20 protein-coding genes are annotated in these 21,998 nt (G+C 68.1%); 6 read left to right on the plus strand and 14 right to left on the minus strand.

Annotation, left to right across the window (positions count from 1 at the left end; genetic code table 11):
* Positions 1 to 6: 6 nt before the first annotated feature.
* The gene (locus AC5P8J_RS02695) at positions 7 to 1,161 is read right to left on the minus strand and encodes a transglutaminase-like domain-containing protein (protein WP_111104622.1); all 1,155 of its coding nucleotides are present in this window, start codon (positions 1,159 to 1,161) and stop codon (positions 7 to 9) included.
* 228 nt (positions 1,162 to 1,389) lie between these two features.
* On the opposite strand from AC5P8J_RS02695, the gene AC5P8J_RS02700 reads away from it, so the two are divergent.
* From AC5P8J_RS02700 to AC5P8J_RS02715, 4 genes are all read left to right on the plus strand, one after another.
* Positions 1,390 to 1,992 (plus strand): HD domain-containing protein, encoded by a 603-nt coding sequence (locus AC5P8J_RS02700; RefSeq protein WP_171952926.1) that lies wholly within the window; start codon positions 1,390 to 1,392, stop codon positions 1,990 to 1,992.
* 49 nt (positions 1,993 to 2,041) lie between these two features.
* On the plus strand, positions 2,042 to 2,215 hold the full coding sequence (locus tag AC5P8J_RS02705; RefSeq protein WP_080241960.1) for an oxidoreductase-like domain-containing protein: 174 nt from the start codon (positions 2,042 to 2,044) through the stop codon (positions 2,213 to 2,215).
* Positions 2,212 to 2,829: a DUF998 domain-containing protein gene (locus AC5P8J_RS02710; protein ID WP_134734783.1), complete on the plus strand. Its 618-nt coding sequence runs from the start codon at positions 2,212 to 2,214 to the stop codon at positions 2,827 to 2,829. The genes AC5P8J_RS02705 and AC5P8J_RS02710 overlap by 4 nt, the downstream gene beginning before the upstream one ends.
* Positions 2,830 to 2,907: 78 nt before the next feature.
* Positions 2,908 to 4,254 (plus strand): AcvB/VirJ family lysyl-phosphatidylglycerol hydrolase, encoded by a 1,347-nt coding sequence (locus AC5P8J_RS02715; RefSeq protein ID WP_031270849.1) that lies wholly within the window; start codon positions 2,908 to 2,910, stop codon positions 4,252 to 4,254.
* Positions 4,255 to 4,360: 106 nt separating this feature from the next.
* Here the strand turns inward: AC5P8J_RS02715 and mprF are convergent, their stop codons facing one another.
* Positions 4,361 to 6,925 carry a bifunctional lysylphosphatidylglycerol flippase/synthetase MprF gene (gene mprF, locus AC5P8J_RS02720; RefSeq protein WP_134732214.1) on the minus strand — a complete coding sequence of 855 codons (2,565 nt, stop codon included), beginning with the start codon at positions 6,923 to 6,925 and terminating at the stop codon, positions 4,361 to 4,363.
* Between the two features lie 192 nt (positions 6,926 to 7,117).
* Here mprF and AC5P8J_RS02725 point away from each other — a divergent pair, with 192 nt between their 5' ends.
* Positions 7,118 to 7,465, plus strand: coding sequence for a RidA family protein (locus AC5P8J_RS02725; protein WP_019662128.1), 348 nt, complete (start codon positions 7,118 to 7,120; stop codon positions 7,463 to 7,465).
* Positions 7,466 to 7,617: 152 nt separating this feature from the next.
* On the opposite strand, the gene rnfB is transcribed toward AC5P8J_RS02725, so the two are convergent.
* From rnfB to AC5P8J_RS02770, 9 genes are all read right to left on the minus strand, one after another.
* On the minus strand, positions 7,618 to 8,031 hold the full coding sequence (gene rnfB / locus AC5P8J_RS02730) for an Rnf electron transport complex subunit RnfB (protein WP_495216598.1): 414 nt from the start codon (positions 8,029 to 8,031) through the stop codon (positions 7,618 to 7,620).
* 25 nt (positions 8,032 to 8,056) lie between these two features.
* Positions 8,057 to 8,647: an HAD family hydrolase gene (locus tag AC5P8J_RS02735; RefSeq protein WP_005418147.1), complete on the minus strand. Its 591-nt coding sequence runs from the start codon at positions 8,645 to 8,647 to the stop codon at positions 8,057 to 8,059.
* 78 nt (positions 8,648 to 8,725) lie between these two features.
* Positions 8,726 to 10,798 carry a methionine--tRNA ligase gene (metG, locus tag AC5P8J_RS02740; RefSeq protein WP_134734784.1) on the minus strand — a complete coding sequence of 691 codons (2,073 nt, stop codon included), beginning with the start codon at positions 10,796 to 10,798 and terminating at the stop codon, positions 8,726 to 8,728.
* A 102-nt stretch (positions 10,799 to 10,900) separates the two neighbouring features.
* Entirely contained in the window at positions 10,901 to 11,344 is a 444-nt protein-coding gene (locus tag AC5P8J_RS02745; RefSeq protein ID WP_005410552.1) for a DUF2147 domain-containing protein, read from the minus strand.
* A gap of 378 nt (positions 11,345 to 11,722) precedes the next feature.
* Positions 11,723 to 12,127, minus strand: coding sequence for an SMU1112c/YaeR family gloxylase I-like metalloprotein (gene gloA2 / locus AC5P8J_RS02750; RefSeq protein WP_111099026.1), 405 nt, complete (start codon positions 12,125 to 12,127; stop codon positions 11,723 to 11,725).
* A complete protein-coding gene (locus AC5P8J_RS02755) occupies positions 12,124 to 13,194 on the minus strand; it encodes a serine hydrolase domain-containing protein (RefSeq protein WP_021204316.1) in 1,071 nt (356 codons plus the stop codon). The genes gloA2 and AC5P8J_RS02755 overlap by 4 nt, the downstream gene beginning before the upstream one ends.
* A 16-nt stretch (positions 13,195 to 13,210) precedes the next feature.
* Entirely contained in the window at positions 13,211 to 15,151 is a 1,941-nt protein-coding gene (locus AC5P8J_RS02760) for a DUF885 domain-containing protein (protein ID WP_021204315.1), read from the minus strand.
* A 94-nt stretch (positions 15,152 to 15,245) separates the two neighbouring features.
* Complete coding sequence (locus tag AC5P8J_RS02765; protein WP_021204314.1) at positions 15,246 to 16,031, minus strand: queuosine precursor transporter; 786 nt, start codon at positions 16,029 to 16,031, stop codon at positions 15,246 to 15,248.
* Complete coding sequence (locus AC5P8J_RS02770; RefSeq protein WP_005414135.1) at positions 16,028 to 16,723, minus strand: DUF502 domain-containing protein; 696 nt, start codon at positions 16,721 to 16,723, stop codon at positions 16,028 to 16,030. The genes AC5P8J_RS02765 and AC5P8J_RS02770 overlap by 4 nt, the downstream gene beginning before the upstream one ends.
* 76 nt (positions 16,724 to 16,799) lie before the next feature.
* On the opposite strand from AC5P8J_RS02770, the gene AC5P8J_RS02775 reads away from it, so the two are divergent.
* The gene (locus AC5P8J_RS02775) at positions 16,800 to 18,116 is read left to right on the plus strand and encodes a hypothetical protein (RefSeq protein WP_111099027.1); all 1,317 of its coding nucleotides are present in this window, start codon (positions 16,800 to 16,802) and stop codon (positions 18,114 to 18,116) included.
* Positions 18,117 to 18,123: 7 nt separating this feature from the next.
* On the opposite strand, the gene AC5P8J_RS02780 is transcribed toward AC5P8J_RS02775, so the two are convergent.
* The 3 genes from AC5P8J_RS02780 to AC5P8J_RS02790 form a co-directional block, all read right to left on the minus strand.
* The gene (locus AC5P8J_RS02780) at positions 18,124 to 18,576 is read right to left on the minus strand and encodes a DUF4442 domain-containing protein (RefSeq protein ID WP_019662120.1); all 453 of its coding nucleotides are present in this window, start codon (positions 18,574 to 18,576) and stop codon (positions 18,124 to 18,126) included.
* A gap of 77 nt (positions 18,577 to 18,653) precedes the next feature.
* Positions 18,654 to 20,279, minus strand: a complete 1,626-nt coding sequence (locus AC5P8J_RS02785; protein ID WP_495216599.1) for a CHASE2 domain-containing protein — start codon at positions 20,277 to 20,279, stop codon at positions 18,654 to 18,656.
* Positions 20,276 to 21,976 (minus strand): FecR family protein, encoded by a 1,701-nt coding sequence (locus tag AC5P8J_RS02790; RefSeq protein ID WP_111099028.1) that lies wholly within the window; start codon positions 21,974 to 21,976, stop codon positions 20,276 to 20,278. The genes AC5P8J_RS02785 and AC5P8J_RS02790 overlap by 4 nt, the downstream gene beginning before the upstream one ends.
* Positions 21,977 to 21,998 lie beyond the last annotated feature (22 nt).

Consider the following 21,998-nt stretch of genomic DNA (forward strand, 5'->3'; position numbering starts at 1 on the left):
TCGCCTTCAGCGCCTGGCCTGCTGCTGCGCGCGCCAGCGGGCCAGGCTGTCCAGCTTGGCCTGGTAGCGCGCCTGCTCCGGCGCGCCCCCCAGTTCCCGTGCACGCAGCAGTTCACGATCGGCGCGCTTGAGCTGGCCAGCCAGGAAATAGGCGCGTGCCAGCCCGAAGTGGAACTGATGCGCGGTGTCGTACAGGCGCACGGCCTGCCGGTAATGGCGGATCGCCTCGTCCAGTTGGCCGGCGCGTTCGGCCTTGGCGCCGAACATGTACTGCGCGAACGGGTCTTCGCGCTGCACCGACTTCAGCCGGCGCTCAAGTGACTGCGCCTGTGCGGTCAAGCCCAGGCTGCGGAACAGCGCAGAGGCATTGGTCAGTGCGGCATCCTGGCGGCCGTCCAGCTGCAGCGATCGGTCCAGCGCCTGCCGCGCCGCCTCGGTGTTGCCTTCGCGGTGGGCGAGTACGCCGAGGTTGTTCCACACCGGAGCGAACCCGCTGTCCTGGCCCAGGGAAGCGTCGAAGAACGCACGCGCGCCGCCGAAGTCGCCGTCGGCGAGGCGCTCCGCACCCCGGTTGTTGTAGAAATGCGCCAATGCCCGCGCACGGCTGACCGGAACCGGCCCACGGCGGTCATAGAGCACGTTGCGATCCAGATCGACGGTACCGAAACGCCCGCCGACGTCGACACCGGCGTTGACGTGGCCGACGCTGTAGACCACGCCCGCGTCCTGGTCCTGGTACCAGGACACTACCTGCCCCACTTCCTGCACGCGCGCCTGGATGCCCGCCTCCCGCGCAAGCGTCACGAACAGCAGGGTGAAGGCCAGGCAGTTGGCGCGGCGGTGCTGCCAGATATCGCTGACGGTGTAGGTCGCATTGGCGTCGTACTGCAGGTCCAGCCCGTGCTGGCCGAAGATCATCTCCACGAGCGCCTGCAACCGCTGGTCGCGGGAGTAGCTGCGCTGGATCACCTGCTTCTGGAGCATCGCACGCAGGTCTGCGGGAATGGCGAACACTTCTTCCGGGGTCGGCACGCGTACGGCTGACACGGTGATGGTCGGGGTCGTCACCACATCGGCGGGCGGTGCCTGGCCTGCGCCGAAGGCAGGAGCACAGAAGGCCAGCAGCGAAAGGGTGAGGCAATGGGCGGCAGAACGGTACATGACGGTTCCCGGCAGCGGCGGGCGCTCCCGCCTGTGGCGAGTGTATTCCCATGGATGTCAGGCTGCAGCGACCGTTGGTCGGCGCCGCGGTCATCCACAACCGATGTGGACCAGCGCTCGACAAAGCTGTGGACAACTGGCTCCGGGCCCCGCCCGGCAAGCGTTGTGAGTGCGTGGTGAAAAAACCGCCAGCTTGCCCGGCGCCGGCACAGGCGGGATGATCCGGGCATGGACTTCTCACCGCTGACGCTTGCCCCGGCGCAGTGGCAGGCGCTGCAGGACAGCTATGCAACGCCGCCACGGGCCTACCACCACTTCGGCCATGTACGCGCCGTGCTGCAGCACTGCCAGGAGGTGGCCGACGGCCCTGGCTGGACCCAGCCGGCCGAGATCTATCTGGCCGTGCTCTACCACGATGCGATCTACCACGCGGGGCGCAAGGACAACGAGGCCCGTTCTGCGCAGCTGGCCCTGCACGCGATCGCACAGGCACCGGAGCTGGCCGCAGTGGATGCCGCACGCGTCGGGCAGTTGATCCTGCTGACCGCCCGCCATGGTGAGCTGGGTCCGCAGGATGTGGATGCCGAGGCGGCGCTGTTCCTGGACTGCGACATGGCGATCCTGGCCGCGCCGGAGCCGGTGTTTGCCGCCTATGACCGTGGCGTGGCCGACGAATACAAGGGCGTGGTGCCGGGCTTCCTGTACCGCGCCGGCCGCCGTCGGTTCCTGCAGGGCCTGCTGCGGGCGCCGCGGATTTTCCTCAGTGACTTCTTCCACCAACGGCTGGATGCGGCCGCTCGGGAGAACCTGCGCCGACAGCTGGCCCGCTGAGCCAGCCCGGTACACTGGGGCCTGCTTCCACTGATCGTCGCTTCCGACCGTGTCCGTCCCTGATCCCGATCCACGCCCGCTACCACCGGAAGAACCCGGTCCCAACGAATGCTGCGGCAGCGGCTGCCCGCTGTGCGTGCTGGACCTGTACTCCGAGGAGCTGCAGCGTTACCGCAAGGCGTTGGCCGAATGGAAGACGCGGCATCCTGAGGACGCAGCATGAGCCGTGCGCGTCCGGTGGCGGTGCTGGCACTGGTGGCGCTGCTGCTGTTCGTGGCAACCGCGCTGTGGACCCAGGTTGCGCGCAGTGATCTGGACTGGGTGCGGGCGACGTTGAGCCTGTATCTGCACGGGCCGTGGGGGCTGGCGTTGCGCGCTGCCTACTGCGTGCTGGCGCTGGCCATTGCGGCACTCGGCGTTGCGCTGTATCGCGGCAGCATCGGCCCACGGCGCAGTGCGGCCGCACCGCTGTTGTTCACGGTTTCCGCCCTGGGCCTGGCGACGGTGGCGATCGGTGACAGTTGGCTGCCTGAAGCGACCCCGTTGCTGGCGCCGTTCATCCACGGGCTGGCAGCCAACACGGCGTTCCTGTGTGCCAGCGTCGGCATGCTGCTGCAGGCGTGGTACCTGCGCCGGGAACCGGGTTGGCAGCCCGCCGCTGACCTGCTCTGGGGCTGGGCATGGCTGGCCTTCGTGCTGCTGTGGCTGCACGTGCTGTGGCGCGCTGGGCCACCGCGCGGGCTCGGACAGAAAGTGGTGATCGCAGTGATCGTCGGCTGGCTTCTGTACCTGGCGACGGCCCTGTACCGTCGCAGCCGCCAGGCCGCGGCCGACTGAATCCCCAACGGCCTGCGCCGGTACGTGCCGTGCACGCGGCGGCGGCGTATCGTGTGCGCATTCGATCGGGGATGCGACATGAAGCGTGCAGGGCTGGGCAGGGCAATGGGTGTGGTATTGGCGCTGGCCACGCTGCCGGCAACGGCGGCGGTGACCCCGCAGCAGTTCAGCCATGGGCGGTTCGAGCAGATTCCGGTGCACATGCCGGCCGGCACGCCGCAACGGGTGGTGATCTGGTTCCACGAACCCACGGCCGGCGGTGACACCAGCCGCCTGCCGATCGAGGCCCTGCGTGCCGACGGCGCGCTGGTGGCGGCAGTGGACATTGCGCATCTGCGCGGTGTGCTCAAGCGCGAGGGTGACCCGACCTGTTCGTTCGGTTCCGGTGACGTCGAGAATTTCTCGCGCTGGCTGCAGGCCTCGCTGCATCTGCCCGGCTACCACCTGCCGCTGGTCGGCGGTGATGGCGAAGGTGCCGAAATGGCCTACGCGCTGGCAGCGCAGGCCGACACCCAGGTTTTCGCCGGTGTGCTGACCACCGGCTTCTGCCCGGACCACAGCCACCAGCGCATGGTCTGCGGCGATGGCGTGAAGCGCGACAGGCTGCAGCCGGCCGAACTGAATTTTCCGTGGTTGAGTGCGGCAGGCGACAACGGCTGCAGGGCGGGCCAGGCCAGCCGGTTCGTACAGCAGGTGGCCATGGCGCGTGAGTTCAAGCGCACTGCGCGCGGTGATGCATCACCGGGCCTGGTGGCGGCGGCGCGGGTGATTGGCGCGCAGGCTGGCGTCAGCCTGGCACCGCCGCCTGCTGCACTGAAGGGCCTGCCGGTGGTGGAAATGCCGGCGGCCACCAGCGGCGATACGCTGGCGGTGTTCGTCTCCGGTGACGGTGGCTGGGCGGGCCTGGACAAGAACGTGGCGTCGTCACTCAACGCGCATGGCGTGGCGGTGGTGGGCATCGACTCGCTGCGCTACTTCTGGAGCCAGCGCACACCGAAGGGCTTTGCCGGCGACCTGCAGAAGATCATCGACCACTACCGCCAGCAGTGGCACCGAGACAAGGTGATGCTGATTGGTTTCTCGCAGGGTGCCGATGTGTTGCCTGCCACCATCAACCAGCTCGATGCCGGTACCCGTGAGGGGCTGGAGCGCATCGTGCTGCTATCGGTGGGCAGGAAGGCCGACTTCGAATTCCATGTCAGCAACTGGCTGGGCGGTGGCGGCGATGGCTTGCCGATCGCCCCGGAAGTGGCCAGGCTGCCGGCAGAAAAAACGCTGTGCGTGTTCGGCGACAAGGATGAGGACGCATTGTGCCCGGACCTGCCGGCCAATGACGGGGTGAGGAAGGTGAAGCTGCCGGGTGATCACCATTTCGGGGGGGACTACGATCGCTTGGCCGAAGTGATCCTCAAGGGCGGTATGTAGCGCTTGGCAGGCGCCGACCTTGGTCGGCGCTGGGGTTGCATGTCGACCAAGGTCGACACCTACCGAGCAGCGGGTAGCGTCGAGCCATGCCCGACGCATCGCGGCTTCAGTTCCGCCGCGGATCCAGCGAGATCAGGCGCGTGGCATCCAGCAGCGCGGCCGGCAGATGCATGCCGCCGGGCGCCGCGAGATAGCGTGGCCGCCACTGCGGATCGAACTTCGACTTGAAGCGGCGCAGGCCACTGAAGCCATAGAAGCGTTCGCCATGCCGCGCCAGCAGGCCGGCCAGGCGGTTCCAGCGACCGGCCAGCCGATGCTGGGCCAGCCCGGACAACGGCGCCATGCCCAGCGAGAACCGCGCATAGCCCTGCGCGCGGCCCCACAGGAACAATTCGATGAAGAGAAAGTCCATCGTGCCCTTCGGCGCTTCGTTGACGTGGCGCATCAGGTCCACCGACAGCTCGGCACCGGCCGGTGCCTGCCACAGGTTGGCGAATGCCACGATCTGGCCCTCGGCTTCGACCAGTGCCACCGGGAAGCGCACCAGGTAATCCGGGTCGTAGCTGCCCAGCGAAAAGCCCTTCTCATCGCCGGCCTTGTCCTCCAGCCATGCGTTGGAGATCGCATGCAGACGTGGCAGCAGGCCGGGAACCTCCTCCTCCGGTGCCACGCGGAACGACAGGCCGCCGCGCCTGCCGCGGTTCCAGGCCTGGCGCAGATCGGCGCGTTCGCGGCCTTCCAGCCCGAAATCGTGCAGCGGCACGATCGCTTCCTCGCCCAGCTTGACCAGGCCCAGGCCGAGGTCGAGATAGGTCTGCCAGTAGGTCTCGCCCACCTGGTAGAACACCGGGCGCAGGCCGAGCCGGTCGGCTTCTTCGCGGAAGCGCCAGATGAGTGCACGGGCCACGTCCGGCGGGCCGACCGGATCACCCATCGCGATCAGCGAACCGCCATAGCGCTGCATCATCACGAAGCCCTGTTTCGCATCATCGCGCAGCACCGCCTTGTCGGCGGTCAGTACCAGGCAGGCCTGGGTATCGGTGGCCCCGGCCAGCACCGGTGCCAGCGACTGCAACGTGGCCTCGTCAGCGGCCGGCAGCGGGCTGCGCGTACTGTGCAGCAGGCGGGCCAGGCCGAACATCACCAGCGCGATCGCCACCACCAGCAACGCACGCAGCGCGCGCGGTGCGTTGCCGGACAACGCGAACTGCCACCACAGCTCGTTCTGGTATTCGACATGGCTGTAGGTGAAGAACAGCAGCCAGGTGACCGCGACCAGCACCAGACCCAGATTGCGCAGCCACGGCCACGACCAGGCTTCATCCAGCAGCGCGCCCTGGCGGTAGAACTCGCGGCGTGCAGCCCACAAGGCCATCGCCACCAGCACCGCCGAGACGGCGATCAATGGTTGCCCGCCGCGCAGCCACAGCGGCAACGGGGTGACAACGCACACCGCCATCGCCAGCACCCACGCGGCGTGGCTGCGCCGGGCCAGGCCCTGGCCGATCAGCAGCAGCGCGACGCCACTGAGGCTGCCGACCAGGTGTGAGGTTTCCAGGATCGGCAGCGAGGCGTTCACCAGGTGACGGCGTGGCGTCGGCAGCGTGCCGTCGATGACCAGCGCGGCGCCGATGCTGAACACCGCCAGCGCGATGATCTGCGGCAGCCACGGGCGCAGCGCGTTCCAGCCGGCACGGGTTGCCCCTGCGCTGGCCTGCAGCGGCTGACGCAGGGCCGGCGCAAGGGCGAGCAGGGTGGCCAGCACCAGCGGCAGCACGTAGTAGGTGACGCGGTAGATCAGTGCTGCCGCCAGCACCGCTGCCGGTGCCACCTGCGGCAACAGCTTCAGCAGGCTCCACTCGAACACACCCAGGCCTGCGGGCACGGTGGAGACCAGGCCGGCCAGCACTGCCACCAGGTAGAGGCCGACGAAGCCCGGCAGGCCGGTTGGCGTGGAGTCCGGCAGCAGCACGTAGAACGCGGCACTGGCCAGCACCAGCTCGATGATGCTGAGTACGGTGACACCGATCATGGTGCGGCGATCGGGCAGCCACAAGGCGTGACCGAGCACACTGAACTGCCGTCCGTCGCGGCCGACCAGCAGCACGGTGCCGAGATAGGCGAGCAGGGCAATGATGCCGACGATGCGCACGGCATCGGGATTCAATGGCAATGCCAACGCTGCCGCGGCGGGTTCCATGCATAGGGCCACGCTGATCAACAGCCATGCACCGAATACGAAACCGAGCGTGCTCATCAGCACCACCTGGCCGATCTGCGCCAGATCCAGGCCGGCGCCGCGGTAGCCGCGCAGGCGTACCGCGCCACCGGTCAACGCGGCAAAGCCCACGGTCTGGCCCAGCGTGTGCGCAAGGAACGCGGTGATGCCGACGCGCGCGGGGTGCACGCGGATGCCGCTGCGACGCAGGCCGATGGCATCGAAGCCGATCAGGCAGGCGTAACTGGCCAGGCCGAGTACCACGGTGAGCGCGATCTGCGTGCCGCTGAGCTGCCGGAACGCCTGGCGGATCGCACGATAGCCGTGCTCGTCGAACTCATTGGCCAGGCCGTGCAGGGCCAGGGCGAGGATCAGCAGCGGGATGACGATGGTGGCAACCCGCTTCCAGGTTGGCGTGGAAGGGGCAGTGGTGGAATCGACGGGGGCGGTCATCGGCGCAAGGGTGCGGCAGGAGGGGCGAGGGCGGTGTCAACGCGGGCGTGGCGCATCGTGCGCCTGTCATCGTCATTTGACCAGTGGGACCGTCGGAGCCCGGTAATGACGTATCGCGGAGGGCACCCGTGCACCCACCGTCGACCGGTTTGGAGGACAATGCAGGCCTGATCAACCGCAGGAGCCACGCCCATGATGGAGCGTTACGACGTCGGACCGCGCATGTCCGAAATGACCGTATACAACAAGGTCGCCTACCTCTCCGGCCAGATTCCGGAAGACACCAGCCAGGACATCACCGGCCAGACCCGGCAGGTGCTGGCGGAGATCGACAAGCTGCTGGCGCTGGTCGCCAGTGACCGCCAGCACGTGCTGCGTGCGGAGATCTTCCTGGCCGACATGGCCGACTTCGACGGCATGAACAAGGCATGGGACGAATGGGTGGTTGAAGGCGCGACCCCGGCACGTGCCACGGTCGAGGCCAAGCTGGCCCACGCTGACTGGAAGGTCGAGATCGTGGTGACGGCGGCAGTACCGTAACGGCAGGCAAGGTCACCTCCCACCAGGGAGGGGGTAGAGTCGACTGTTGGCCGACTATCGCGCGCAGCGCGCGGTTTTGCGCCGCCGGAACGAAGAGCAGTCGACTAACAGTCGACTCTACCCCGCCGCTCCACTGCCGGTTGGTCCGTTGGCTACGCTGGCACCAGCTCGATGCAGTCCACCGGGCATGGCGGGATGCACAGCTCGCAGCCGGTGCACAGGTCGGCGATGACCGTGTGCATGTACTTGGCGCCGCCGACGATGGCGTCCACCGGGCAGGCCTGGATGCACTTGGTGCAGCCGATGCAGTCGGCTTCCACGATCAGCGCCACCTGCGGCGCCTTGTGCGCGCCGCGCGATCGATCGAAGGGAATGGCAGGTACTCCGAGCACCTGCGCCAGTGCGCGCGCGCCGGTATCTCCGCCCGGCGGGCAGCGGTCCACGCCTGCCTCGCCGCGCGCCATCGCCTGCGCATACGGGCGGCAACCGTCGTAGCCGCATTGCCCGCATTGGGTCTGCGGCAGCAGGCGGTCGAGGCGTTCGGTCAGGGGCGGGATCAGGCTCATGCGTGGCGAAGGCTGCGCGTTGGGGTCATTTCAGGGGTTTGCCACGGAACCAGCGCTCGTGGGCCAGGGCCAGCATCGGCTTGTCTTCGGAACTGTCACCGTAGGCATGGATGCGCACGTAGCGCGACAGATCGAACTGGCGGCGGATGTGCTCAACCTTGCGCGGGCCGCAGTCGCCACCAGCGTAACGGCCGGTCAGGCGGCCATCCTGGCTTTCCAGCCGGTTGCAGATCAGCTGCAGGCCCAGCTGCTCGCACCACGGCCGCAGGTACAGGTCCAGCGAGCCGGACACGATCACGACGGTGTGCTGCTGTTCCTTGTGCCAACGGATCTGCTCCAGCATTTCCGGGCGCACCACGTCGGGCAGGAACTCGCGCGAGAAGCCTGCGGCCAGCGTGGCGATGTCATCGCTGTGGCGGTCACTAAAGGTCAGGCGGGTGACGCGTGCACGGATGCGTTCGGCCGAGATCAGCTTCAACCTGTACGCGGCCAGCCACGGCCCGACTTTCCACCATGCCTGTGCCAGCTGTTCGGCGGTGGCCACGCGGCGCAGGAAGCGGCCATAGGTATCGCAGGTGGTCACGGTGTGGTCGAAGTCGAACAGCGCCAGTTCCATTGCGTTGCTTCCCATCGCGTTGCCTCCCGGGGCCGGAGCTGCCGGCGGGCGTGGCCGTAACCACGCCCGCTGCAGGCATCAGCGAACCGGCATGCCCGGCTGCGCGCCGCTGTCGGCGTCCAGCAGCGCCAGTCCGCCACCGTCGAAGCCGGCCGACAGGATCATGCCTTCGCTCAGGCCGAAGCGCATCTTGCGCGGGGCCAGGTTGGCGATGAACACCACGCTGCGGCCCACCAGCTTCTCCGGTTCGCCGTAGCTGCCACGGATGCCGGAGAAGATCTGGCGCTTGCCCAGCTCGCCGGCGTCCAGTTCGAAGCGCAGCAGCTTGTCCGAACCTTCCACGAACTCGCAGACCAGCACCTTGCCGATGCGCAGGTCGAGCTTGGCGAAATCGTCGATGCCGATGTAGGCCGGCGCATCGGCGCTCTTTGCTTCGTCCTTGGCCGGGGCCGGGGCCGGGGCGGCCGGCTTGGCAGAGGGGGCAGCGGCAGCCGCCGGCTGCAGGGTGTCCTTGGAGGCGTCGATCATGGCGTCAATCTTCTTCGGGTCGATACGGGTGAACAGCGGGGTGTAGTCGGCGATGCGGTGATCCAGCAGCGGCTGCGCCAGCTCGGTCCAGTCGTTCACCGGCGCGGCCAGGAAGGCCTCGGCCTGCGCGGCGGTGGCCGGCAGCACCGGCTTCAGTGCGGTGACGAGCACGCGGAACAGGTTCAGGCCTTGGCTGCACACGGCCTGCAGCTGCGCGTCGGCGCCTTCCTGCTTGGCGATGACCCATGGCTTGACGTCATCGATGTAGCGGTTGGCTTCGTCGGCCAGGGCCATGGTCAGGCGGATCGCCGCAGCCGGGTCGTTGCGCTCGTAGGCTTCACGGATCGGTGCCAGGCCGTCGACGAAGCGCTGGTACTGCGCGGCATCAGGCAGCTGCGCGGCCAGCTGGCCTTCGAAGCGCTTGCTGATGAAGCCGGCGCAGCGGCTGGCCAGGTTGACGAACTTGCCCACCAGGTCGGCGTTGACGCGGGCGATGAAGTCACCCAGGTTCAGGTCGAGATCGTCGACGCCACCGCTGGACTTGGCGGCGTAGTAGTAGCGCAGTGCCTCCGGTTCCAGGCCCGCGTCGAGGAAGGTACGGGCCATCACGAAGGTGCCGCGCGACTTGCTCATCTTGGCGCCGTCCACGGTCAGGTAGCCGTTCACGTGCAGGCGGGTCGGCGCACGATGGCCGGTACCGTGCAGCACCGCCGGCCAGAACAGGCCGTGGAAATTGACGATGTCCTTACCGATGAAATGGTGCAGCTCGGTGGCGGTGCCGGCGCGCAGGTGCGCGTCGAAGTCCTCGCCGATCCTGCCGCACAGGGTCTGGAAGCTGGACAGGTAGCCGATCGGCGCGTCCAGCCAGACGTAGAAGTACTTGCCCGGCTGGCCGGGAATCTGGAATCCGAAATACGGTGCATCGCGCGAGATGTCCCACGCGCGCAGGCCACCTTCGGCATTGAGCCACTCACCGAGCTTGGCCTTCACCCCGGGCAGGGCGACGTCGCCGGCCAGCCATTCGCGCAGGAACGCATCGAAGTGGCCCACCTCGAAGAAGAAGTGCTCCGAATCGCGCATTTCCGGCGTGGCACCGGAGATGACCGAACGCGGCTCCTTCAGGTCGGTCGGCGCATAGGTGGCGCCGCACACTTCGCAGTTGTCGCCGTACTGGTCGGGGCTGCCGCAGTTCGGGCAGATGCCCTTGACGTAGCGATCGGGCAGGAACATGCCCTTGGCCGGGTCGTAGAACTGCGCCACCGAACGGCGGCTGATGTGGCCGGCTGCCTCCAGCTTCAGGTAGAACTGCTCGGTCAGCGCCTTGTTGGCCGCCGAGTTGGTGGAGTCGTAGTGGTCGAAGGCGACGCCGAAGGCGGCGAAGTCACGTTCGTGACTGGCCTGGATGTTGGCAATGAAGGTTTCCGGGGTGACCCCGGCCTTTTCCGCGGCCAGCATGATCGGCGTGCCGTGGGTGTCGTCGGCGCACACGAACCAGGCCCTGCCGCCGCTCATTCGCCGCGCACGCACCCAGATGTCGGCCTGGATGTAGCCGACCAGGTGGCCCAGGTGCAGCGGGCCGTTGGCGTAGGGCAGAGCGGTGGTGACGAGCGCGGTACGGGTCATGGTCGCGGGGTGAAGCCGAGGGGAACCGCAGAGTATCGCATGCCCGCAACGAGGTGACCCGGCCGGGGCCGGGTCACGGGGTTCAAGCGGGGGCCAAGGCGCTTATTCGCGCTGCCAGGTCTGCGCGCGGCAGATGAAGGCGATGCAGCCGGACACGTCCAGCCGGGTGCCGCCGGGCTGCAGTTCCATCTTCGACTTGTAGGTCTTGCCATTGGCCGGATCGAGGATGGTGCCGCCGGACCACTTGTTGGCGCCGTCGGCCTTCAGGTTCCAGAGGATGGTCATGCCCTTCACCGGCTTGTTCCTGTTGGCGCCTTCACAGCCGTCACAGACCGGGTTCGGGCCCTTGTCCGAGTGCAGGATGTCGACCACCTTGCCGGTCAGGGTGCCGTTGGCGGCCTGGGTGATCTCGACGATCGACTTCACCTTGCCGGTCTTGTCGTCGATGGTCTTCCAGCGGCCTGCGGCGCCATCGGCGGCCTGCGCCGAGAGCGCGGCCAGGCACAGCGGCAGTGCCAGCAGCAGGGTCTTGAAGGTCTTGCGCATGGTCCCCTCCCAGGGTTCATTCCGGCACGGTGCCGGCATGGGTCGACTGTATACCCATTCGGCGGGGTATGGGGAAGGGGGGCTTTGCAGGGCTGCGCCCTGCACCCGCAGAGGCAACGGCAACAGCCGAAGCAAGCGCAACAGCGAGCTATCCGTGGGATGGCGGGGCGGTGTGGGTGGGCAGGACACGCCGTAAACCCATCCATGGGGGCTCGATGGCGCCATCCATGGCGCCAACGGTCCTGCCCATCCACACCGCCCCACCTCTGACAGATTCCTGCGATCTGCCGGAATGGAACGGCCTGCTCTTGGTGGGTGTCGACCTTGGTCGACACGTAGATCCATGCCATGCATGGATGAATCACGATTGAAAAACGCTCAACCGACTTCGTACAGCTCCAGCGGCAGGCCATCCGGATCGGCGAAGAAGGTGAAGCGGCGGCCGGTGTATTCGTCCACGCGGATCGGTTCGCAGGCGACGCCATGCGCGGCCAGGCGCTGGATGAAGGGTTCCAGTGCAGCCACCCGGAACGCGAGGTGGCGCAGGCCCTGGGCTTCGGGGCGGCTGGGGCGCGGTGGTGGTGAGGGGAAGGAGAACAGCTCCAGCTGGCCGCCGTCGGGCAGGGCCAGGTCCAGTTTCCAGGAATCGCGCGCAGCGCGGTGGTTCTCGGCCAGCACGCGCAGGCCGAGGATGCGCACGTAGAAGTCCTTCGAGCGTGCGTAGTCGCTGCAGATCAGTGCGGCGTGGTGGATGCCCAGCAGGGCGTCGGAACCGGTGTTCATTGCAGAGTGTCCAGCCAGCGCTGGGCGATCTTCTGCGCCAGCGGGTACGGTTCGGGATCGTTGCGGTTGGTCAGCACGATCACGGTCAGGTGCTTTTCCGGGTGGCGCACGATCACGTTGCGGAAGCCGATGCTCTCGCCGCTGTGCCATTGCACCGGGCCGTTCAGGCGCCAGCCGAAACCGTAATGCGGCACGTCCGGTTCCGATGTGGCCGTGGCCGGGCTGAACATCGCGCGGCGCGAAGCCTTCGACAGCAGCCGGTCGTCATACAGCGCGGCGTCCCAGCGGGCGAGATCGTCCAGCGAGGAATAGATGCCGCCATCGCCGAGCACGGCGCTGGTGGTGCTCTGGTCGGTGCGCTGCCAGCGGCCGTCGATCCGGCTGTAGCCATAGGCGCGCGCGGCGACCGTGTCCACGCCGTCCTGGTGGGCCACGGTATGCGCCATGCCAAGCGGGCGGAAGATGCGTTGCTGCAGGAAGGTGGCGAAATCCTGGCCGGACGCGCGGCCGACGATCAGGGCCAGCAGCGCGTAGCCGCTGTTGCTGTAGCGGTACTGCGTGCCGGGTGCGAAATTCAGGCGGTCCTCGCGCGACAGCAGGGTCAGCACGTCGGCGTCATGCACCTGCCGCGTGTCAGCCGGGTCCATCAGGTCTTCGTAATCGAGCAGGCCGCTGGTGTGCGAGAGCAGTTGGCGGATCGTGATGGCCGCTGCAGCCGGCGGCAGTTCGGGCAGCCACTGTCGTGCAGGCTGATTCAACCCCAGCCGTCCATCCTCCACCAGCAGCAGCACCGCCGCAGCGGTGAACTGCTTGCTGACCGAGGCCAGCCGGAAGTTGCTGGCGGCAGTGACCGCAGTACCGTCCTCCACCACTGCCAGGCCGTAGCCACGGCGGAACACCGGCTGCCCGTCATGCAGCACCAGCACGGCGGCGCCGGGCACCCGGCCATCGTAGGCCTGCATCAGGCCGTCGATGCCCGCATCCGGTGGGGTCAGCACCGGCGCGGCGGAGCCCGCCACTGGCAGCAGGCCCAGCACGACGGCGAACAGGGCGACGGCAGGGCGCATGGCGGCTCCGGAGGGGTCAGGGTGAAGGGGCTGGTGTGGCGCTGGCGGGCTGCGCCATCCAGCGTTCCATCTTGCGGCCCAGCACGTCCAGCGGCATGGAGCCGTCCTTCAGCAGTTCGGCGTGGAAACGGCGCAGGTCAAAGGCGGCGCCCTGGCGTTCCTTGGCCTTGTCGCGCAGAGCGACGATGGTGGTCAGGCCCGCCACGTTGGACAGCGCCTGGCCGGGCTGGGCCATGATCCGCTCGACTTCGGCGTTGGCGTCGTCGCTGCTCATGTCCACGGTCTTCTGCAGGTAGGTGACGGCCTGCTGCTTGCTCCAGCCCTGTGCGTTCACGCCGGTGTCGGCCACCACGCGGGCGGCGCGCAGCAGGCGCGAATACAGGTAGCCGATGCGGTCGTAGGGATCGGTGTAGATGCCCAGGTTCTCACCCAGCGTTTCGGCATACAGGCCCCAGCCTTCGACGAAGGCGAGATCGCCACCGAGGCGGCGGAAGCGTGGCAGCTTGGCCAGTTCCTGCTGCAGGCCCAGCTGCACGTGGTGGCCGGGAATCGCTTCATGCAGGTACTGCACCGGCACGTTCCAGCGCTTGCGGGTGGGCAGGTCGCGGGTGTTCACGTACAACACGGCCGGTTGTCCGGCCGCGGACGGCTGATAGGCCGCTGCCGCGGCGGTGAGCGCACGCTCCGGTTCCACCGCACGGACGTCCAGTGCGGACTTTGGCAGCGTATCGAGCACCTGCGGCAGGCGTGCGTTGACCTGCTGCTGCACCTGGCGGTAACGGTTGATCAATGCGTTGGCGTCACCGTACTGGAACTGGCGGTCGTTGCGCATGCTGCGCAGCAGCTTGGTCGGCGTGCCGCGCAGCTTGGCATCCTTCATCACGGTGGCAATCTGCGCCTGCAGCTCCTGCACGCGTTGCTCGCCCAGCGCGTGCAGTTGCGCGGCGTTCTGGTCGCTGGCGGTGGTCTGCACGATCAGGCTGGCGTACCAGGCCTGGCCATCGGGCAGCGCGCCCAGGCCGCTGCTGGTGCGCGTGGCCGGCAGGTATTCGGTGGCGATGAAGCCGCGCAGGGCGCGGTAGGCCGGCATGATGCGCAGCTCGATCATGCGCTTGTACTCGGCGCTGATGCGCGCCTTGTCCTCCGCCCCGATGGTGTTGGGCATGGTGCGGATCGGCGACCAGAAGATGCTCTCTTCGGCAGTCGGCTTGATCACCGCATCCAGCTGCGGCAGCACCTTCTCCATCAGGTCGCGGGGCTGCACCACGCCGGCCCTCATGCCCTGGCGCATGTTGTCGATGGCCTGGTCGAACAGCTCGGGAATGCCCAGCGAGCGGCGCGACCAGGTGTCGTAGTCCTGCACGGTGTTGAACGGCTGCGCGCCGGCACCTGAGCCGAGGATCGCCATGATGCTGCCGATGTTGTAGTACTGGCTGATCGGCATCATCCAGCTCGGGTAACGCTCGGCGGCCAGCGATGCGCGCGCGTCGCGCACGAAGATCTCGTAGCTGAGCAGGTCCTGGCCCTGCAGGCCGTCGCTGCCGAGTTTTTCGACCTTGCCCAGCCACTGCGTGGTGAAGTCGTGCGATTGCTGGCGCCAGGCGGCGGACAGGATGTTGGGCAGCTGGTCGTTGTAGCGGGCCTCGCCCTGGAAGGTTGCCTGCAGCGGATTCAACCGCATCGAGGCATCCCAGTATTCGTCGTACAGGCGCTCCAGCTGCACCTGCTTGGGCACGGCCCGGGCCGCTGCGACCGGACGCGGCGCGGCGCGGCGCGCCGAACTGCCACGGGCCGGCGCGGTGGCGCGGGCGGGCCGGGCCTTGGGCTTGGCGGCCTGGCGGGTCTGCGCGGCGGCAGGGCGGCTGGCCTTCTTCTTCGCTGCTTCGGCCGACGGCACGGCGCTGAACAGGAACAACGCGGCGATGGCGGCGGCCAGGGCGCGGGTGGGATGCGGCATCAGGAGCTTCCGTGGAACACAGACCGTGGAGCTTGCACGATCCGGCCGCGTACGGCCAGCGTGAAGGCGCAGTCAGCTTTTTGCCGCTGGGGCTTCAGTCAGCCGCAGCCGCGGCGCGCAGGGCGGCGGCCCTGTCGGCGCCCAGGTAGCGGGTGATCGCGCGCCGCATCAGGTACAGCAACGGGATCAATGCGATCGCAAAGCCCATCTTGTAGATGTAGTTGACGCTGCTGACGGCCAGGAACAGCGACGTCGGCCAGTGCTGCGGGCCGAGCACGAAGGCGATCCAGATCACCACGAAGCTGTCCACCACCTGGGAGATCGCGGTGGATCCGGTCGCACGCAGCCACACGTGGCGCTCGCCGGTGGCCTGGCGGATGCGATGGAACACGGCCACGTCGATCAGCTGGCCGAGCAGGAAGGCCACCAGCGAACCGGCGATGGTCCACATGCCCTGGCCGAACACCGCGGCGAATGCCGCCTGGTAGTCCGGCACGCCGTGGCCGTCCATCGAGGTGACCCACCAGCTGGCCGGAGCCAGCGAGATCGCTGCGAAGGCGAACAGGAAGCCATAGGCGATCAGCACCACGGCCAACCACGAGATGAAGCGCACGCCGCGCTTGCCGAAAAACTCGTTGATCGTGTCCGTCATGATGAACACCACCGGCCACAGCAGGGTACCCGCGGTGAAGCTGAGCGAGCCGGTCTGGCCAAACAGGTTCCAGTTCAGCGGATCGATGCCCAGAGTGTCTTCCAGCGCGAAGATCTTCACCCCGATCAGCTCGGCCAGCACCGCGTTGCCGCAGAAGAACGCGGCCAGCACGATGAACAGCAGGACCGCGCGGTCCTGCAGCGGGCGCTCGATCGGCGCCGGTGTCATTCGGTGCGTTCGCCAGTGCGTTCGCCGGCGCGGGTGAACGGCACGCTGGATGGTGCCACGGCACCGCCGGAGATGATGAAGCTCATGGCCTGATCGACGGTCCAGTCGGTCGGGGTCAGCAGTTCCACCGGCACGATTTCCAGATAGCCCGAGGTCGGGTTCGGCGTGGTCGGTACATACACCGCGGCCAGCTCACGGTCGGTGCCGTGTTCCTTGATCACGCGGGTTACCAGGCCGACCGATTTCATGTCGCGATGCGGGAAGTCGATCAGCACCACGCGCTGGGTGCTGCCCGGTTCGGTCTGCAGCATGTCCAGCAGCTTCTTGGCGCTGTCGTAGATGATGCTGGCCAACGGAATACGCTTGATGACCGCGCCGACCCAGCGCAGCAGGCGCTGGCCGAGCACGCGGCGGCTGGCCACGCCCACCGCCAGGATCACCAGCAGGGTGGCCAGCAGGGCGATGGTGTCCTGGATCCACTCGGCGCGGACCCAGCCCAGATAGTGCGGGAAGCTGGTTGCGATCTGTTCGGACAGCGGCACCACCAGCGGGCTGGAAATACCCGACAGCAGCACGAACACGAACTTGACCACGACCCAGGTCAGCCAGATCGGCAGCAGGGTCAGCAGGCCGGTCAGGAACAGGCGCTGCAGGGAGGGGCGGGGGACCAGGGCGGGGGCTTCGAGCGACATGCGCGCATTGTAGCGGTCACGGCCGGTCGATTACGCTGGGGAATCGACTGCGGCAACGGCACATGGAAGGGAAGCTGTGTTGAAGATTCTGCGCGGACTGGGCTGGACCCTGGCAGGCCTGCTGGTGCTGGCCATCGTGGTGTGGTGCGCCTCGCGCATGTGGCCGGTGCCCGAATCGCGCCTGCAGGCGCAGCAGCGACTGGAAGCACGCCTGCCGGTGAGCGGCCGCAATGGATATGCACTGTTGTGGACGCTGCCGTTCGACGATCTGGATGCCCAGCAGCGCGAGCAGGCGCTGGCCGAGGATGTACGGCGCTGGGAAGCCGATGCACATGGCGGAAGCAGCGGCCGGACACACCTGGTAGCCAACCATGCCGAGCTGCACTCGCGGCCCGGGGCCAGTTGCGGGCCGGCCGCCAGCGGCTGTCTCGCCCAGGTCCGCGCGGACCCGCAACGCTTCGTGGAGGCCCACGCCGGGCACCAGCAGTTGCATGCGCGGCTGGATCAGCTGGCCGACGCCGACTACTTCGCGTCGCCGTTCCCGCCGAAGGGCGAGGGCATTCTGGTCCCGTTGCCGGCCTATGGCGTAGTGATGGACGCCACCAGTGCACGCGCGCTGGCCTATGTGCAGGGTGACATTGACGGTGCCCTGCGTGGTGCCTGCCGTGGCCTGCAGCTGGGCCGGCGGCTGGTGCCCGGCAGCAGTTATCTGGTCGAGAGCATCATCGGTGCCAGCCTGGTGCAGGCCAATGCCCAGCTGCTGGCCGACATGCTGGTTGAACTGCCTGCCGACCACCCCCTGCCGGCCGAGTGCGAACAGGCCATGCAGCCGTTGCGGGCCGAGGAACAGAGCCTGTGCCGTGCTATGCAGGGCGAGTACGCGATGAGCCGGGCGGCGATCGAGTCCTCGGCCCGGGAATTTGGTGGCGTCCTGGTGCTTGACCGGCGCAGCACGTTGGCGCGCGTGGCCGGCAATCTTGGCTGGGCCTGTGGCGCAGCCGCCACGGCCGCGCTGGAGGCCGATCGGCCGCTGCCGTTACAAGCGCCGCCGCAGCGGGATTTCGGTTGCCTGTCCAATGTGATGGGGTGCGTGCTGACCGAGATTGCCGCGCCCGTCTATCCTGCGTATTCGTCACGGCCACAGGATGCCGCGGCGATGGTGCGGCTGCTGGGGGCGCAGCGTTGGCTGCGGCAGCAGACGGACGATCCGGTGCACGCCCTGCAGCGGCTGCCGGCGCAGTTCCGCTCGCCGGTGCGGTCGCCGCAGCTGTCCGCCGATGGCCACCATCTGCAGGTGCCGCGGCGCTCTCCAGCGCGCAGCGCTGATGAGAACCCGTGGCTGACGGTACCGCTGCAGGCGGAGCCAGCTTCGGCTGCGTTGGCGCGCGATTGAGGCGCGCTCAGCGTGCGTGTGGCTTCAACCGCAGGTAGACCTGCTTGCGCACCTGGGCGACCACTTCGCCGCTCTCATCGACCACGTCGTTGCTGAACCAGCGCAGCACCTTCTCACCACTGGCTGCTTCCGTGCGCAGTTCATCCAGCAGCGCGTCGTCGATGCGGAATGACGTGCGTACGGTGCCGCGGCCGGGCTTGAGGAAGTCGATGGCGCCTGCTCGGTCCCACACGTAGTAGTCGCGCCCGAGGATGTGCAGCAGGCCCAGCATCCAGAATGGATCGGTCATCGCGAACAGGCTGCCGCCAAAGTGCGTGCCGACGTAGTTGCGGTTCCATGGCCGCAGGCGCAGCTCGACATCTATCTGCCGGTAGTCCGGCGTGATGCGGGTGACATGGATGCCGGTGAACAGGAACGGTGGCCAGAGATTGATACCGAAGCGGAACAGGTGGGCGTTCATGCGGGTGCGGGGACGCAGGGCGAGGCGCCCAGTCTAGCCATTCGCATGCGTATGTTGCACCCCGGCGGCGGCGAGGGTCACGTCTTGTCGTCGATCACATACCCGTCGCGGCCGTTGGCCTTGGCCTGGTACAACGCGGCGTCGGCGCCTTCGACGAAATGATGCGGTTGCAGCGTGCCGTCAGGCACGCGGGTGAACACGCCGATGGTGAGGGTGACGGCACCGTCGCTGCCATCACCGGGGGCCGGCAGTGCACGCACGCAGGCGATCAGGTCCTCGATGACCTGGCGTGCGCCTTCGGCCGGGGTATCCGGCAGCACCAGTGCGAACTCATCGCCACCGTAGCGCGCGGCCATGTCGCGTGGGCGCCGAGCATGCGCACCGATCAGCCGTGCAACATCGCGCAGCACGCGGTCGCCGACCTGATGCCCGTGGCGGTCGTTGTGGCGCTTGAAATGGTCGACGTCGATCAGTGCCAGGCTCAAGGACCTGCCACTGCGGCGCGCGGCATCGCATTCCTGCTGCAGTGACTGCTCGAAACGCAGGCGATTGCCGAGGCCGGTCAGCGCATCACGGTTGGCCTGGCGGTGCCAGGCCGAGATCCGCCAGATCGCCCAGGACAGCAACACCAGCAGGATGCCCAGCATTGCGCTTGCCGGTGCCCACCACAGGTCACCGGCACGCAACAGCAACCAGCTCAGCAGCGGTGGAAGCGGCAGCGAGCACAGTGCGGCAAGCCATGGCAGGCGCAGGCCGAGCAGGAGCACGCACAACGCGGCCAGCACGCCGCTGATGGCGTGCTGCCAGAGGCGTGGCAGCAGATCGATCTGCTTGTGCTGCAGCAGCATCGACGCGATGTTGGCCTGGTATTCGCTGCCGCTCATCCAGTACTCGCGGGTGGTCGGGGTCAACAGCCGCGGTGCGATGCCGCTGGCCGTCATGCCCACCACGATGCGGCGGCCATGCAGCATCGCCGTGTCCACGTGACCATCAAGTACGTCGGCATAGGACACCTGCGGCAGGCGCTCGGGCGGCCCCGCATAGCGCACGCGCACGTAGTCGTCGCGTCGCCACTGATAGGGCGAACCGATCTGCGGATCGGGATCGGGCAGGCCGTGCACCGTGCCCGGCGGCAGGTCGGCCAGCGCCAGGCCCAACGCCGGCCAATGGGCCTGGCCGATGCCCGCATGCAGATACACACCGCGCGCGACGCCATCGCCGTCCACTTCCACATCGGTATGGCCGATTGCCGCAGCACTGCTCGCGATCTGCGGAATCGGCAGCATTTCCTCGGCCATGCGGTCGCCGGCGGCCGGCGCCGCCAGCACTGGCAGCACCACCCGGCCACTGCGGCGGATCGCTGTGGCCAGTTCATCGTCCTGCTGGCTGTCGCGTCGATCCGGCTCAGACAGCATCAGGTCCAGTGCGATGCGCTCGGCACCGGCGTCGGTCAGCCGGTCCAGCAGGCGCGCATGGACCGAACGGGGCCAGGGCCATTGGCCGATGCGCTGCAGGCTGCCCTCGTCGATGGCCACGATCAGCACGCTGGGGTCGGGGCGGTACTCCCAATTCCCAACCATGGCGTCATAGGCGGCTTCGTCCTGGCGCCACAGCCACTGGCCGTGGCTGGCGATCACCGTCAGCACGCCGGCCAGCAGTGCCAGCAGAATCCGCTTCGACCACGGCAGCGGCGAGCGCCTCATAACAACAGCAACAGCAGCAGGGCGCCGCCACCAGCGCCGTAGCACAGACGGCAAGGCAGCTTGATCTGCTGGGCCGGCGAGTACTCGCCCGCATGCCCGTCGTCGTCGATGTACTGCACGCGCACATGCAGGGTGCCGCTCCACGGCTGCTTGAAGCTGACCTGCGGCTCGCTTACGGTCTGGTCGACCAGGGGTGCCCGGAAGTCGCCTCGACGGTCCACCTGCACCCGGTACCGCTGGCCTTCGCTGCCGGCCTGCCAGCGGAGGGTCAGTTCGCCACGCGTGGCCTCGGGCGGCTGCAGGGCCGGGTCGACCGGTTCATTGCTCAGTTGCAAGGGCAGGGCCTGGCCATAGCGGCCCTGGTGGCCGTTGCCATCGCGCGAGGCCACCCGCCAGAAGTACTGGCCGGGCGGCAGCGGCTGCGCCAGGCGCAGGTCGGTGACCGGGGTGCTTTGTTCCTGCAGCGGTTGCTCGAAGTTCGGCTCGGCGGCAATCTGCAGCACGCTGCTGCGCGCACCGGGCGCTTGGCTCCAACGGAAGCGCGGTCGGTCGCTGTTGATGGTCTGCCCGTGCAGCGGGGCCACCGTCAGTGGCGGCGGGGGCTGGTCGCCGAGTTCGAAATCGGCGCTGGCGTCGAGGCCTTCCACACCCTGCGCATCCACGGCGCGCAACAGGATGCGCAACTGGCCGGGGGGCAGGTCGCCGATCGCCAGCCGGGTATCGGTGGTGGTGGCGGCAAACAGCAGGATTTCCGGCGTTGCCGACAGCACCACTTCAACGCGGTAGCGGGCGGCGCCGTCGACGGGGTCCCAGGCGAGGAGGGCCGGCAAGGGCGCCAGGCGCATGCCGTCGCTGCGCAGCTGCGGTGCTGGAAGAAGCGCGGAGACAGCATCCGGCGCCGTATCGGCGCTGCTGCTGAGGCTGGCCTGTCCAGGCTGGACCAGGCGCTTGCCGTGGATGTTGCCGACCTGCACCTTGCCCTGCAGCACTTCGGTGGCAGCCACGTGGCCGGCGTCACCGGCGCTGACCCGGAATACGGTACCGCGTACGCTGCTGGTCGCCGTAGGTGCATCGATGATGTAGCGCGAGGCGGGGCCACGGGCAGGCGTCACCCGGTTGCTGGCGCGGCCCTGCTGGAGGCGCACGCGGGTATCGACCATGCCGGTGTGGCCGTAACGGCTGAGCTGGTCCAGGCGCAGCCGGGAATGCTCGCGCAGCTGCAGGCGGGAAGCGTCGGCGAATTCAAGCGTGACGCTGGAGTCGCCCTCGGTCTGCACCGTGTCACCGATGCGAAGCTGTTCCCCGGCCAGTAGCGCGCGCGTGGCGCTGCCATCGGCGCCGGACAGTTCGACCTTGCCCCTTACCGACAGCACGCGGGCGGGGGCTGGTTCGATGCGCAGCCAGCTGATCGGGAAGCGCAGCAGCTGCCCCGGCGGCAGCTGGTAGGGGTTGTCGATGCGGTTGTGCTGTTGCAGCTGCTGCCAGCGTACCGAGGGCTTGAGATACAGGCCACCCAGGTCCCACAGGGTATCGCCGGGACGGACCCGATAGTTCCAGTCCTGGGCCGCGGCAATGGCCGGCAGGAAGAGAAGAGCGCAGAGCAGCGCGCCCTGGAAGCGCATGGCGAACGACAGCGAGCGGACGAAGGTCACAGTTTGCAATCCCGGCAATGCGGGGGCGCAGCTGCAAGACCCCATGGCCCCGACCTCATCCCCCCGA

The sequence above is a fragment of the Stenotrophomonas sp. YJH_SMC_37 genome (assembly GCF_059370035.1).